Source organism: Rhizorhabdus antheiae (genome assembly GCF_049889055.1).
Lineage (GTDB): Bacteria > Pseudomonadota > Alphaproteobacteria > Sphingomonadales > Sphingomonadaceae > Rhizorhabdus.
Map to the genome: position 1 here is coordinate 59,869 of NZ_JBLTWO010000005.1, position 14,492 is coordinate 74,360.

12 protein-coding genes are annotated in these 14,492 nt (G+C 65.1%); 4 read left to right on the plus strand and 8 right to left on the minus strand.

The window, feature by feature from the left end; all coding sequences use genetic code 11:
• Nucleotides 1-127: 127 nt before the first annotated feature.
• The gene (locus tag ACNI3R_RS11180; RefSeq protein WP_426183254.1) at nt 128-1,321 is read right to left on the minus strand and encodes a calcium-binding protein; all 1,194 of its coding nucleotides are present in this window, start codon (nt 1,319-1,321) and stop codon (nt 128-130) included.
• Nucleotides 1,322-1,499: 178 nt separating this feature from the next.
• On the opposite strand from ACNI3R_RS11180, the gene ACNI3R_RS11185 reads away from it, so the two are divergent.
• Nucleotides 1,500-2,633, plus strand: a complete 1,134-nt coding sequence (locus tag ACNI3R_RS11185) for an alcohol dehydrogenase catalytic domain-containing protein (RefSeq protein WP_426183256.1) — start codon at nt 1,500-1,502, stop codon at nt 2,631-2,633.
• On the plus strand, nt 2,633-3,070 hold the full coding sequence (locus tag ACNI3R_RS11190) for an acyl-CoA thioesterase (RefSeq protein WP_426183258.1): 438 nt from the start codon (nt 2,633-2,635) through the stop codon (nt 3,068-3,070). Before ACNI3R_RS11185 ends, ACNI3R_RS11190 begins: the two co-directional genes overlap by 1 nt.
• A 41-nt stretch (nt 3,071-3,111) precedes the next feature.
• On the opposite strand, the gene ACNI3R_RS11195 is transcribed toward ACNI3R_RS11190, so the two are convergent.
• A complete protein-coding gene (locus ACNI3R_RS11195; RefSeq protein WP_426183260.1) occupies nt 3,112-4,854 on the minus strand; it encodes an acyl-CoA dehydrogenase family protein in 1,743 nt (580 codons plus the stop codon).
• Between the two features lie 83 nt (nt 4,855-4,937).
• The gene (locus tag ACNI3R_RS11200; protein WP_426183262.1) at nt 4,938-5,537 is read right to left on the minus strand and encodes a TetR/AcrR family transcriptional regulator; all 600 of its coding nucleotides are present in this window, start codon (nt 5,535-5,537) and stop codon (nt 4,938-4,940) included.
• 166 nt (nt 5,538-5,703) lie between these two features.
• On the opposite strand from ACNI3R_RS11200, the gene ACNI3R_RS11205 reads away from it, so the two are divergent.
• On the plus strand, nt 5,704-6,459 hold the full coding sequence (locus ACNI3R_RS11205; protein WP_426183264.1) for an enoyl-CoA hydratase-related protein: 756 nt from the start codon (nt 5,704-5,706) through the stop codon (nt 6,457-6,459).
• A 280-nt stretch (nt 6,460-6,739) separates the two neighbouring features.
• Here ACNI3R_RS11205 and ACNI3R_RS11210 read toward each other — a convergent pair whose 3' ends face one another.
• The 3 genes from ACNI3R_RS11210 to ACNI3R_RS11220 all read right to left on the minus strand — a co-directional run bounded on the left by ACNI3R_RS11210 (nt 6,740) and on the right by ACNI3R_RS11220 (nt 11,090).
• Nucleotides 6,740-7,489, minus strand: coding sequence for a hypothetical protein (locus tag ACNI3R_RS11210; protein WP_426183266.1), 750 nt, complete (start codon nt 7,487-7,489; stop codon nt 6,740-6,742).
• On the minus strand, nt 7,476-9,968 hold the full coding sequence (locus tag ACNI3R_RS11215; RefSeq protein WP_426183268.1) for an N-6 DNA methylase: 2,493 nt from the start codon (nt 9,966-9,968) through the stop codon (nt 7,476-7,478). The genes ACNI3R_RS11210 and ACNI3R_RS11215 overlap by 14 nt, the downstream gene beginning before the upstream one ends.
• Nucleotides 9,969-10,619: 651 nt before the next feature.
• Entirely contained in the window at nt 10,620-11,090 is a 471-nt protein-coding gene (locus ACNI3R_RS11220) for an Lrp/AsnC family transcriptional regulator (protein WP_426183270.1), read from the minus strand.
• A gap of 93 nt (nt 11,091-11,183) precedes the next feature.
• Between ACNI3R_RS11220 and phhA the strand changes: the two genes are divergently transcribed.
• Nucleotides 11,184-12,056, plus strand: coding sequence for a phenylalanine 4-monooxygenase (phhA, locus tag ACNI3R_RS11225; protein WP_426183272.1), 873 nt, complete (start codon nt 11,184-11,186; stop codon nt 12,054-12,056).
• A gap of 74 nt (nt 12,057-12,130) precedes the next feature.
• Here phhA and ACNI3R_RS11230 read toward each other — a convergent pair whose 3' ends face one another.
• Entirely contained in the window at nt 12,131-13,417 is a 1,287-nt protein-coding gene (locus ACNI3R_RS11230) for a nucleotide sugar dehydrogenase (RefSeq protein ID WP_426183274.1), read from the minus strand.
• Between the two features lie 50 nt (nt 13,418-13,467).
• The gene (locus ACNI3R_RS11235; protein ID WP_426183276.1) at nt 13,468-14,490 is read right to left on the minus strand and encodes an SDR family oxidoreductase; all 1,023 of its coding nucleotides are present in this window, start codon (nt 14,488-14,490) and stop codon (nt 13,468-13,470) included.
• Nucleotides 14,491-14,492: the final 2 nt, after the last annotated feature.

The following is a 14,492-nucleotide window of genomic DNA, read 5'->3' on the forward strand; positions in this document are numbered from 1 at the left end:
GCACTCGGGCAGCGAAGCCGCCCTTGCCCGAGGGCAAGCGCGGCCGATTTTCAAAGCCTGGAACAAGGGTTTCGGCAGACATATCTGCCGTCGGAGGTAAGGGAGCAGCCGAGCTGCTCCCTCGCCGTCAGTCGAAGTCGCCGAGATCGACGAGCCCGGGGGTAACCCCCGCCAGCTTGATGGCAGAGTCGATGGCACCCGCCCCGCTGCCGGAGAAGAACAGATAGGTGTCGACACCCACGGTAACGGCAACAACCTCGCTGTTGCCGACATTGGCATCGATCGCCCCCTGGGCGGCCGTCAGCGCGGTGGTCAGATCGGCCGCCGTGGCGGTCAGCAGCGCTGCGGGATCGAAATCCAGGTCGATTTCATCGATGCCATGCTGGAAGTCGCCGATGGTCTCGATCCCGCTGCCCGAATAGAGCGCCGAGTCCGACGAATATTTGAAGACATCGGCACCATCGCCGCCAAACAACAGATCGACGCCGAGATCGCCGCGCAATTCGTCCGCGCCGTCTCCGCCGTTCAGCTGGTCGTCCCCCTTGCCGCCGCGCAGGCTGTCATCGCCGACGCCGCCCGACAATGTGTCATTGCCGAGGTTGCCGTTGAGGCGATCATTGCCGGCGTCACCCGAGAGGGAGTCGCTGTCCGCCCCGCCGTTGATCCGGTCGGAGCCGGAACCGCCGACGAGCGTATCCGCCCCGGCATTGCCCTGCAGATAATCGGAGCCGTCCCCGCCCGACAGGCTGTCCGCATCGTCGGCGCCACCACTGGCACTGCGGCCATAGAGATGGTCGTTGCCGCTGCCGCCGATCAGCGTGTCGCGGCCATTGCCGCCATAGAGGGCGTCATGCCCGCTGCCGCCGTCGAGGCGGTCGCCGCCTTCGCCGCCTTCGAGATCGTCGTCGTCGTCGCCGCCGCTCAGATCGTCGTCGCCGTCGTCGCCCCGCAGACGATCGCGGCCGCGCCCACCGCCGAGATTGTCACTGCCGAGGCCACCCGACAGGCTGTCGTCTCCGTCCTCGCCCTCGAGGTCGTCGTCGCCATCATCACCGCCGAGATCGTCGTCACCGCCGCCGCCGAGGATCGAGTCGTCACCGAGGCCGCCATTTTCCACATCGGAATCGTCCGACCCATCGACCACATCGTCATCGGACCCGTCGCCATCGCGGTCGTCGTCGTCGCGATCATCCTCGACATCATCTTGAGGGTCGTCATTGTCCGACCCGCCTTCACTATCATCGCTGCTGCTAAAAAGCGCCGCCTTGGCGACGGCGGACAGCGCGTCGAGTGCGTCCGTCTCGCGATCGATCATAGTCATCAGCAATTCCCCGCTTTGGTCATCATCTCCCCGACCGCTAGATGATCCCCCTGACAGGAAGCTGACGATTACGGTTACTACCTGACCATCGCATCGGGGATAGCGCGCAGCGGAGCGGCCTCCGGCTAGGAAGATCGGCGCTGCGCTTCTAAGGGTCTTCGACAGGAGGCCCTGCCCGATGACCATGACGATTATGGCAGCAACGCTCGACGGTTGCGGTTGTAGTGAAGCGCCCTTCGCGACGTCCCGGCCGCTGCGGCTCGACGCGCTGGACCTCGCCCCGCCCCGTCCCGGCGAGTTGCTCGTCCGGATCGAGGCGGCGGGGCTCTGCCATTCGGACCTGTCGGTCATCAATGGCGACCGCCCGCGTCCCATGCCGATGGCGCTGGGCCATGAGGCCTGCGCGACCGTCGTCGGCCTGGGAGACGCAAGCGATCCCGACTTCCGTATCGGCGACCGGGTGGTCCTCGTGTTCCTGCCGGCCTGCGGGTCCTGCGAGGAATGCGCGTCGGGGCGCGGCTATCTGTGCCCGCGCGGGGCGGCGGCCAATGGTCGCGGCGAGTTGTTGCACGGCGGCAGCCGGCTGTCGCGCGACGGCGAGACGGTCCATCATCATCTCGGCGTGTCGGCCTTCGCCAGCCACGCAGTCGTCGATCGCCGCTCGGCGGTGAAGATCGACGGCGACATCCCGCCCGAGATCGCCGCGCTGTTCGGCTGTGCGGTGCTGACCGGGGTCGGCGCAGTGTGGAACAGCGCGCGGCTCGCGCCCGGCGAGACGGTGACGATCTGGGGCCTCGGCGGGGTCGGTCTCGCTGCGCTGCTGGGTGCGGTGGCGGGCGGCGCGATCGACATCTGCGTCGTCGATCCGTCGCCGGAGAAGCGGGCGCTGGCGCTGGAGTTGGGCGCCGCCCGCGCCTTCGCGCCCGACGATATCGACGCGCTCCCCCGTTCGCAGGTCGTGATCGAAACGGTCGGCAAGGCTGCGGTGCTGGCGCAGGCCTATGCCGGGGCGGCGCGCGGCGGGCGCATCGCGACGGTCGGCCTGCCCAACCCGCAGGAGATGCTGTCGATCCCGGCGATCTCGCTGGTGGCCGAGGGCAAGACGCTGATCGGCAGCTATATGGGCGACGCCATTCCGGCGCGCGACGTTCCCCGCTACATCGCGCTCTGGCGCGCCGGGCGCCTGCCGGTGGAGCGGCTGCTCACATCGGTCAGCCCGCTCGCCGACATCAACATGCTGATGGACCGGCTGGCGGCGGGCGAGGCCATTCGCCAGATCGTCCTGCCCGGCACATCGACCGAGGAAAAGTGATGGACCGCACGCCGCTCTCGCCGCGCCCTGCCTATCGACACTGGACATCCATCCAGACGCTGTGGGCGGACAATGACGTCTATGGTCATGTCAACAACGCCGTGCATTATCGCTGGTTCGACACGGCGGTGAACGCCTGGCTGATCGAGCGCGGGCTGCTCGACATCGAAAAGGGCAATCCGATCGGCCTCGTGGTCGAGACCGCCTGTCGCTACGCAGCCTCGCTCGCCTATCCCGAGATCGTCGAGATCGGCCTGGCGGTGGAGAAGATCGGGACGTCGAGCGTCACCTATCGGCTCGGGGCCTTCGGTGCCGGCAAGGACGAACCGGCCGCACAGGGCCGCTTCACCCATGTCTATGTCGACCGCGCCTCGCGCCGGCCGGTGCCGCTGCCCGAGGATTGGCGCGCTGCGTTCGGGGAGTTGCTGCTCGACTGACAGGCAGGCGGGGCCGACGCACGCAGCGCCGGCCCGGCCGCTCAGAGCATTTCGGCGGGAACGTCCAGGATCGGATCGGCGCCCTCGCGGATCGCGGCGGCCAGGCCGAGCGCCTGCGGCAGGACGCGGCGGACATAATAAGCGCCGACGCCGCGCTTCGCGGCATGGAGCGGTTCGTCGCCGCGTGCGGCATCGACCATGCGCACCCACATCCAGCCCATCGAGACCAGCGCGAACAGGCGGAGATAATCGACCGCCGCAGCGCCCGCCACATCGACCGACGCGCCGCGCACCGACACGGTAATGTCCCGCAGCTCAGCCAGCGCCTCGGCCACGCGCGACGCCATGGCGCGCGCCTCGGCCGTCTCGACCCCGCCAAGCTCCGCCGCGATCAGGTCGAAATAGCCGTCGACCACCGCACCGCCGGCCAGCGTCACCTTGCGGCCGATCAGGTCCATCGCCTGGACCCCGTTGGTGCCCTCGTAGATCTGCGCGATGCGGGCGTCGCGGACGAACTGCTCCATCCCCCATTCGCGGATATAGCCATGGCCGCCGAACACCTGCTGCGCCTGCACCGCCGCCTCGAAGCCGATATCGGTGAAGGACGCCTTGACGACCGGGGTCAGCAGCGCGACCAGCGCATCGGCCTTGGCGCGCTCGCCGCTGTCGGGGTGCGAGGCGGCGCGGTCGAGCTGGAGCGCGGTCCAGCCGGCCAGCGCGCGGCCCGCCTCGACGAAGGAGCGGACGTTGAGCAGCATCCGGCGCACATCGGCATGTTCGACGATCGACACCGGCCCGCGAGCCCCATCGGCGCTACGCCCCTGCAGACGATCGCGCGCATAGGCCACCGCCTGCTGATAGGCGCCGCCGGCAATGCCCAGGCCCTGGATGCCGACCATCAGCCGCTCGGCGTTCATCATCGTGAACATGGCGGCGAGCCCGCGATGCGGCTCACCCACCAGCCAGCCGGTGGCGCCGTCATAATTCATCACGCAGGTCGGCTGGGCGTGGATGCCCATCTTCTTCTCGAGCGCACCGACCGACATGGCGTTGCGGACCGTGAAATTGCCGTCCGTGTCGGGCAGGAATTTCGGCACGAGGAACAGGCTGATCCCCTTCACCCCCGCCGGGGCATCGGGCAGCCGCGCCAGGACGAGGTGGACGATGTTGCCGCCGAAATCATGGTCGCCCGACGAGATGAAGATCTTGGTGCCCTGCACCGCATAGCTGTCGTCGCCATTGGGCGTCGCGCGCGTCTTGAGCAGCGCCAGGTCGGTGCCGGCGCCGCTCTCGGTCAGCGCCATCGCGCCGGTCCATTCGCCGGTGACGAGCGGGGCGAGATAACGCGCCTTGAGTTCCTCGCTCGCATGGGCGGCGATCGCCTCGCAGGCGCCGCGCGTCAGGCCTGGGAACAGGCCGAAGGACAGGTTGGTCGCCGAGATCATCTCGTCGAGCCACAGCTGAAGCACGAAGGGCAGCCCCTGCCCGCCATGCGCGGGATCGCCCGACAGCGAGGCCCAGCCGGCCGCGACGAACTCGCGATAGGCCTCGGCATAGCCCTCGGGCGTGTGGACGACGCCGTCGATCAGGCGGCTGCCCTGCTCGTCGCCTTCGCGGTTGAGCGGCTGGAGCCGTTCGGCGCACATCTTGCCGGCCTCGTCGAGCACGGCGACGGCCAGGTCGGCGTCGACCTCCTTGCCCATCTCGGCCATGGCGCCGTCGAAGCCGAGCACCTCGGTCAACAGGAACTTATAGTCGTCGATCGGCGGGATATAGGTCTGCATCGGACATCCTCTGAATGGCTTTGGCGCCTTATACCAAACATCTGTTACAGTCGCAATGTGCGCGCCCCTGCCCCTTCGGCCACTCAGCCATCCCGGGGCGCTTCGCCCACGTCATGGCGGAACAGCAGCGCCACCTGACGCGCGATGTCGCGCGGGGTCAGCCGGCCCGGCCGGTACCAGTCCGCCGCCGAGTTGAGCTGGACCAGCAGCATGTTGCGATAGACCGAGCGGTCGATATCGGCCGGCAGCGGCAGGCGATCGATCAGGTCGCGGAACAGCGTCTCGAACCGGTCGCGGCGTTCGATCAGCGCGGCACGCACCTCGGCGGGCACCTCGCGAAAGTCGTTCATCATCGGCATGGTCAGCGAATTGGGATCGAGCTGCAGGTCGAGCAGCGCCCCGCACGCCGCCTCCAGCTGCGCCCAGGGATCGCCATACAGCGCCATCTCCCCCGCGATCTTCGCCTCGGCCGCGTCGAGCGCGGCATTGTGCAACTCGACGAACAGCGCGTCCTTCGACTTGATATGATGATAGAGCGAGCCGCCCAGTACCCCCGCCTGCTCGCCGATGTCACGCATCGACGTGCCGCGAAAGCCCTTGCGCGCGAACAGCTGCGCCGCGATCTCCAATATCTGCCGCCGGCGGTCGCTGCCCTTGTCGTCCTGTCGCGTGCCCGACGCCATCCCTGCCCCGCCTGATGAACCTTCGATGGGCTTATAGCCGCCTTCGGGCCCGCGCCAAGCCGGACAGCGCCAAGCCGCGCGGCGACAAGCGGGACAGCGCGGGGGCTCGACGCCGGCCCGGCTTTCGACGACAGCATAGGGCCATAGTCATTCGAGCGAGTCCTTCATGAGCGAATATATCCGCGCCGACCGTGCCGACCGCGTCCTTATCCTGAGCTTCGCGCGGCCCGACAAGAAGAACGCCATCACCCTGGCGATGTACGACGCGCTAACCGCGCATCTGACCGAGGCCGCGCGCGACGCGGCGATCGGCGCCGTCCTGTTTCGCGGTGACGGCACGATGTTCAGCGCGGGCAACGACCTGCTCGACTTCGCCACCGTCGCGGGCGCGGGCAAGGTGCCGGAGAACGCCCCCCGCTTCATCGACGCCATCGCCGCCTTCCCCAAGCCGGCGATCGCCGCCGTCCAGGGCCGTGCCGTGGGCATCGGCACGACGATGCTGCTCCACTGCGATCATGTGCTGCTGGCCGAAGACGCGCTCCTGACGGCGCCCTTCGTCGGGCTGGGCCTGGTCCCCGAAGCCGGCTCCAGCCTGCTCCTCACCGCCCGCCTCGGCCACGCCCGCGCCATGGCGATGTTCGCCCTAGGCGAAGCGATCGACGCGCAGGCGGCGCTGGCGGCAGGCATCGCCAACCGCGTCGTCGCGACCGATGCACTGGACGCCGAGGCGCTGGCGGCGGCGCAGGCCTTCGCGGCGCTGCCGGCCCAGGCCTTCGCCGAAACCAAACGCCTGATGCGCGACGGCGCGGCACTGGCGAGCCGGATCGCGGAGGAGAATAAGGCTTTCGGGGAGCGGCTCCGGTCGACCGAGACGGCGAAGATCGTGGCGGCGCGGATGGGGGCGATTGGGGCGAAGGTTTAGTGGGTTTGGGGGGCATGTTGGATGTCGGAAGTTGTAAACACCATCGAGAGCATCCTAGGCGCCCTTGGACGGCAGTCTCTTGACTGGCATTGGGACATACGGGCCGTTCGCCTAGCAACGGTGGCTGAACGATCAGTTACCGCAACAAGGGCCGGCTCATATTCCCTAGCGGACTGACGTTCATGTCATCCAGATCATCTGCGGCAGCAATGACGGCTTCATCCAGAAATATGGCGAAGCTGCCTTCGGTGACCCACTTAGACTCGATCGGGATGAGCGCTCATGCCCCCAATTTAGAAGGAACAATTTTACAGCGAGCAGCTTCTTGGCGAAGATAGGCAACGCAGCCGAGTATCCAGCGATCAAGTTCAACTACAGTTTGCGGTAGGTGTGCCACGCCACCTCCGGGCGGGCGCCACCAGAGCGCTGCGCTGGCAAGGTGCATGCTTTCCACCGTTAGGCCCATGAGTAGATCTGGCCCATCAATGGATATGGCATTGCTGTCAAATTCGACTGCGGACTGCGAAGTGAATGGTTCATCGAATCGAACTGTAGCCGTGGGAACAATCGACCGAGCACTTTCAAGAACGTCGAGTTGCCAATGTGGATGTCCGGCCACGTCGACAAAGGCCCGACTTCGACGGCCAACCCATTCGCTCCGAAGAATTTGCGGCTTCGTGACATCTCCCTGGCGGCCAAGATGGAGCGTGAAGCCAGCCTCCACGAAGCGAAAGTTCTGCTCAGACCCTTGTTTCTGCCAAGCCTCGCGGTATCCCGTCCAAACAAAAACGTCGTTGCTTAAAGCAGCAAGCGGTACGACTCGATGCGATCTGCCACGGTTGCGAGCGATCATTTCACTAGCCCGGCCCCCGAGCGTCATAGTGGCTACAGTGCTGCTGACTTCAGGTGCAAAGGCGAGATCGCCGGTCGGCAAGCCGATTACACCGCCAAAGTCTACCGCGAGACGCTTACAGCGCTGTAACAACGCTGCAACCGACAGCTGAGGCTCAGGCGCCTCAGATTTCGCCAAGCTCTGGCACTCCATAGAGGTGCGCGACTAAGCGATCGACGTTGATGCCAGGGATCATCTGCCCCGTCTCGGCGGCACGTGAAGCGCGCGCCAGATTGCGCACATGATCGGAATAAAGCGGGCTTTCGGCCTTGTCCCAAAGATCGGGCAGATGAACCGGATTAAGGAAACGACTGCTGAGATCGTATTGGCCGCCGGCGATCGTGACAGAGCGCAAAGCAACCAAACGCATAAAAGCCGTGGAGTTTAACAGCGCCACATAGGCGCGTAGTACCTCCAATGTAGCCGCTTCTCCGACGCCCTCAGCCCAACCCTCATCCACATCCTCGTCGGCCTCCTCTGCGGTTAGCAGAGCGGCTCGCTTGGGCGTCCAGACATGGCCCGTCGAGGGCAGATAGCGCGCCGCCTCGTCAAGGACGAAGCTGCCTTCGCTGCCAAAGAACTTCGAGATGAGGCGTGGCTTATCATCGAGCGCAAACGTGCCGGTACGCGCGTGCATTAGCCCCCACCAATCCTTACGTTTCGCACGGACGATAGATGCACGCGCTTTAAGCACCGCTTCGTTCGGCTTGAGGATTGTTTGATAAAAAATCGGCACCGCTTCCGCGAGCGCCGCTTCATCATCCCCGAACAATGCCCCCCCGCTGCCGTGGGGGAAGAAAAGATGATAAGTCTTTACGATGCGTCCGTGCTCGATCGAATCGGTCATCAGGGCTTCGCGAAAATATCGCTTTTCCCGAGCGGGAAGGTTTAAGCGGCGGAACTGCTCCTCATTAAAAAGGAATAGCTTTAGATTACCCGCCTGCACACCTTGAGAAATATCGAACAAGCTGCCGACTGTGGGAGTTTGAGCGGCTTCCAGCGCGTCAATAATCCGGCGCTGTTCCGGCGTTAGAATCCGCCACGGAAACTTGCGTTCAAGAACCGATGCCGGCGCGGAGAACAAAGTCCATTGTCTATCGCCAATGCTGCGCGACGGTGCCGTGCCGTGCGTCTTGCGCAATTCTCGCAGGGCATCCCCCGTGGCCCCCGGCTCGTTACCCGTTACAAGCGCTGCAAACTCCTGCCGCGGCGAGGAGTCTTTCGCGAGGACCACACAAGCGACGTGTACGAGCGCCTGACTAAACAGGCCGAAATCGCCGATGCGCGCCAGCAACCGAATATCGCCGGCCTCAGCCAAATGTTCGCGCCAAGGTGTTGCAGCTTCATGGGTGAGCAGATTTGCGGGAAATAGTGTTCCCATTGCTCCGCCTTCTGCAATAGAATCGAGCGCGCGGGTAACAAATGCCATACTATAGTCGCCGCGACCCCCAGCCTTTTCGCCAACCACGGAGCGCAATTGAGCCTTCTGTTCGGGTGTTTGGGCGATGACCGAGATGAACGGAGGATTCATAACCGTAACGTCCGAAGCAGGGAACGCCGGCTGCGCCAACGAGTCTTCAACAGCGAGGTCAAGGACGGCACCGCCATTTGGTGTCCAGTCACGCAATGCCAAAGTGAGCGTGAAGCGCGCCATAGCAATGGCCGGAGGTGAAACGTCACGACCAACGATAGTGAGCGCGCCATCAAAGTTAACTCGCTGCAGCCCTCGCAATGCCTCGTGTAGAAACGCTGCCGAACCGCATGCGGGGTCGCTGAGCGTCAGCGTCGGGCGGCTACCGACATCGGTGATTTGAGCCAATGTATAATCAACAATGCTGCGCGCTAACGCTGGAGGCGTGAAGTGTGTTCCGCCGCGCGAAACACGATCCGAAGTGGCAGCGTCAACAAAGCCGAAGAGATCAGGTGGCGGCGCTCGAACTAAGTCAAAATGTGCTTCCTGGAACAACTGACCACCAGCATGCCGAATTGCGAGATTTGGATGAAGCGTCAGCATCGACAAGGTCGCGGGAGCCGTGCGAATTTCACGCAAAGCCTCCTCCAAGGAGTGACCAGCTATTCGCCTACGCAACTCTTCGGCATCTTCGGGTAACCCGAACTCGGCGGGCTGGGCAGGAGCTGCCTCGCCAGCAATGAGATCGCCCAACACAGTCACAAAAGCATCGATGGCGCGCGCGTCCGGCAGGCGCGCATGCGCAACGAGCGCTCGCACTCGGCCGAAAAGCGTGATCAGGTGCTGTACAACTGTTCGGTTGGAGCGCAATCGATCACGGCAAAGATACCGATAGAATCCATCAAGGTCGCGAGACACTGAATCCAATGAATAGACCTGTGCGTCACGCGCAGCATCCCAGCGTACGACCTGCACCTCTTTTTGCGTGACGGTAACATGATGCGGCAAGTCACTAGACCAGGCCCAGCCAGCGGCTTCCGCGGGTGCTCCCAGTTCTTCGACGACTGATAGACCGAATGAACCGTAGCCGCCGTCGAGCAGCACATCATGCTCCCCTTCCGGCCCATAATGTTCGAATGCGAACATCGGGGAACGTGCAAGGCCAAAGCGCTCGCTCCACTCTGCCCCCAGTGATTTTTCGGTCATCGCAAGGTCCCCACCTGCGTGACGAGTGGCAACTGCCCCTGTAACTCCTCGGGCGTGGCGCGACTGGAGATGACTGTTAGATGCGGATCAAGCGGGACGAACAGCGCAGCGCTGCTTGATGGCAGGGCAGATAACATGCTCAGGTACGCAGAGTTCTGATTCGGAAAGACCACGCCCCGCCCCCACAAATTAGGAAAAAATTGGCCGCCCAAGCAGCTCCGCAGCTCCCCAATGCCAGTCGCCAACTGCTTGCTCGTCCACCAAACACCTGAAATATCTCTCTAAACACTCGAAGTGCTATCAAATCCTGCCAAGAATATAGCGCCACCCGGCCAGGCCCACGCGCCGGGGTGGTCGGTTGGAATAGCCCACGTTTGCCACACCACTCCCTGAGCTGACTTTCTGACAGCTCGGTCAAGCGCATCGCATCTGAGAATTGGACAGGCTCCATGCCGAGTGGGTATTATACCCTCTTGCATTGGTCAAGCAGGGCGCCGGATGCCCCGGCATCGGGTGCTCAACCCAACCTCACAGCGGTTAGTTTTAGGCGCGGAAGGGCAAGGTTAGAGAAAATGCCTGCCGTTCACGTCGACTACATTGAGCAGATACAATTTTCTCAAGTAACGATCCCCAATCCGTTACATCTCCCCCTCACACCGGCAACGCCGTCACATGCTTCGTCAGCGACAGCGCGAAATGCGAGGAGGCCGTCGCCACCGAGGGATGGTTGAGCAGCGTCCGCATCAGGAAGGCCTCATAATCCGCCACGTCGCGCGCGACGACGCGGAGGAGGTAGTCCCATTCGCCGGACATGGAGAAGCATTCCAGGATTTCGGGCCGCGAGCGGACGAAGCTTTCGAAGCTGGCGCGGTCTTCGGCGCTGTGGCTGCGGACGCGGATGTTGCAGATCACGTTGACGCCATAGCCGAGCCGCGCGGCGTCGACGGTGCGGACCGCGCCCTTCAGCAGGCCCGCCGTCTCCATCGCGCGGATGCGGCGCCAGACCGAGGCGGAGGAGCTGCCTACGCGCTGGGCCAGATCGGCGTGGCTGATCGCGGCGTCGGTCTGGAGCTCGGATAGGATGCGGCGGTCGATCGCATCGATGTGAACGATATCATTCATATCCGGCTCCATAGCGATATGGTATTTCACCAAATCGCCGAAAGCCGATCACTTTGAAAGGCTTTTTCGCCGATCCTCTGCAATGATCGCGTCATGACCACCAACGCCTCCACCCCGCCCGCCGGGGCCGCCGCCGACTGGACGATCCCGCAGGGCTGGGAGCGCTACACCGCTGCCGAACATGCGATGTGGGACAGGCTGTTCGCGCGGCAGGCGACGCTGTTGCAGGGGCGCGCCGCGCCGGAGTTTCTCGCCGGGCTCGACGTGCTGCGGATGGAGCGGCCGGGCATCCCCAATTTCGAGGAGCTGTCGGAGCGGCTGATGGCGCTGACCGGCTGGCAGGTGCTGGCGGTCCCCGGCCTCGTCCCCGACGACGTTTTCTTCGACCATCTGGCGAACCGCCGCTTCGTGGCGGGCAATTTCATCCGCACGCCCGAACAGCTCGATTATCTGCAGGAGCCCGACGTCTTCCACGACGTGTTCGGCCATGTCCCGCTGCTCGCCGATCCGGTGTTCGCCGATTATATGCAGGCCTATGGCCGGGGCGGGCAGCGCGCCGGGGCGCTCGGCGCGATCGAGCGGCTGTCGAGGCTCTACTGGTACACGGTCGAGTTCGGGCTGGTGCGGCAGGCGGACGGCCTGCGCATCTATGGCGCGGGGATCGTCTCCTCCCACGCGGAATCGCTGTTCGCGCTCGACGATCCCTCGCCCAACCGGATCGGCTTCGACCTGCGCCGGGTGATGCGGACCGAGTATCGGATCGACGATTATCAGCAGAATTATTTCGTGATCGACAGCTTCGAGGATCTGCTGCGGCAGACGCTGGAGACCGATTTCGGTCCGGTCTATGCGCAGCTGGCGCTGGAGAGCGACATTCCGATCGCGACGATCCTGCCGGGCGACGACGTCATTACGCGCGGCACGCAGGCGCATGCGCTGGCCGCGAGCGGGGCTCCGGCCGCGTAAGGGGCGCCGGGCCTCCGAGCATTTTCAAGTTGACCGTACACGGTCAACGGCTCGGAAAATGCGGCATCGAAAAACTACAAGGTCCAGCGGCGGACGCTCTCCGGGGTCGCCACGTCGCGCCACATACCCTTGAGGTCGGCGAGCAGGCCGTCGGGCTTGAGCAGCGCCGCCAGCCGGTCGGCGGGCATCGCGGCATAGTCGCTGTGCGACACCGCGCCGATCACGACGTCATAGCTGCCCGACAGCGCGTCGCCGGCCAGTTCGACCCCATATTCGTGCCGCGCCTCGGCCGCGTCGGCGAGCGGGTCGTGGATCACCACCTCATGCCGCAGCCATTCGAGCCGGCGGACGACGTCGATCACGCGCGAGTTGCGCAGGTCGGGGACATTCTCCTTGAAGGTGAGCCCCAGGACGAGGACGCGCGCGCCGCTGCCGATGCGCTCGTGGATCTGGTCGGCGATCCAGCCGCCCATGCCGTCGTTGATGCCGCGCCCGGCCAGGATCACGCGCGGATAATGGCCAAGCTGCTGCGCCAGATGGCTGAGATAATAGGGATCGACGCCGATGCAGTGGCCGCCCACCAGCCCCGGCACGAAACGGAGGAAGTTCCACTTGGTTCCCGCCGCCGCCAGCACGTCCCACACCGAAATGCCGACCTTGCCGAAGATCTGGGTGATCTCGTTGATGAAGGCGATGTTGATGTCGCGCTGGGCATTTTCGATCACCTTCGCCGCCTCGGCGACCTTGATCGAGGCCGCACGGAAGGTGCCGCCGGTGGTGACCGCGCCATAGACGGCGCACAGCCGGTCGAGCACCTGCGGGTTCTCGCCCGCCACCACCTTGGTGATGCGGTCGACCGTATGCTCGCGGTCGCCGGGGTTGATCCGCTCGGGACTGTAGCCGAGGAAGAAGTCGACGCCGCGCTTGAGGCCCGACAGGCGCTCGATCTCGGGCCCGCACATATCCTCGGTAACGCCCGGATAGACGGTGCTTTCATAGACGACGATCGTGCCGCGACCCGGCTTCAATATGCCCGCCAGCGCGCGCGTCGCCGACATGACCGGGCGCAGATCGGGGTCGTTCGCCTGATCGACCGGGGTGGGCACGGTGACGATGATGACGTCGGCATCGGCGCCCGCCGCAATGTCGGTGGCGTATTCCAGCGGGGAGGCGGTGAGCGTCGGCCCGTCGATCTCGTTGGTGCGGTCATGGCCGGCGCGCAGCTCGGCGACCCGGGCCTGATCGATATCGATGCCGACAGTCGGGAAGTGGCGGGCCAGCGCCACCGCCAGCGGCAATCCGACATAGCCCAGACCGACCACCGCGATCCGGCTTTCTTCCACCCGCTTATCGATGCTCACGAACGACGCCCCCAATCACTCTGGCCCACTTACCCCGAAACCGAACGGCTCTATTGGCCCACCTTGGCGTTCCCGCAATACCAAGGCAATGCCTCGCGCAGCCCTTCGCCCAGACTGTGCGTCGGCGCATAGCCGATCGCGGTCTGCGCGGCGCCGATATCGGCGAGCGAATGGCGCACATCGCCCGCGCGAAAATCGGCATGGGTCGCAGCCCGGTCATAGCGATGGCCGAGCGGGCCCAGCCCGTCGCGCAACAGGCCGAACAGCTGGTTGAGCGTGGTCCGCTCGCCATAAGCGACGTTGAGGAAGCGCGCCTCGCCCACCGGGGGCGACAGGGCCGCGCGCAGATTGGCCTGCACCGCATTGGCGACATAGCAGAAGTCCCGGCTCGTCTCGCCATCGCCGTTGATCACGACCTCCTCGCCCGCGATCATCGCGGCGGTCCAGCGCGGGATCACCGCCGCATAGGCGCCTTCCGGGTCCTGCCGGGGACCGAAGACGTTGAAATAGCGCAGGCCGGTCGAGGCGAAGCCATAGCTGCGTGCATAGATGCCCGCGACCAGCTCGTTATGCAGCTTCGACAGCGCATAGGGCGACAGCACCCGCCCCACCCGGCCCTCGACCTTGGGCAGGGTCGGCTCGTCGCCATAGACCGAGCTCGACGAGGCGAAGACGAAGCTGCCGACCCCTGCGAGCCGCGCGGCGTCGATCATGTTGGCGAAGCCGGTGGCGTTGACGTCATGCGTCGTCAGCGGATCGGCGATCGAGCGCGGCACCGAGCCGAGCGCCGCCTGGTGCAGGACATGGTCGATGCCCTCGACGGCGGCGGCGCAGGTCGCCCGGTCACGAATGTCGCCCTCGATGAACGCGAAGCCGGCCCACGCCGCTTCGCCGACCCACGCGCGGATGTCGTCGAGATTGTGGCGGTGGCCGGTGGCGAAATTGTCGAGCCCGCGCACGCGCTGCCCGGCCCGGAGCAGCGTCTCGACCAGATGCGAACCGATGAAGCCCGCCGCCCCCGTGACCAGCCAGTGTGCGCGGCGCTCCGAAAGCAGCGTGTCGAGATCGTTCATGC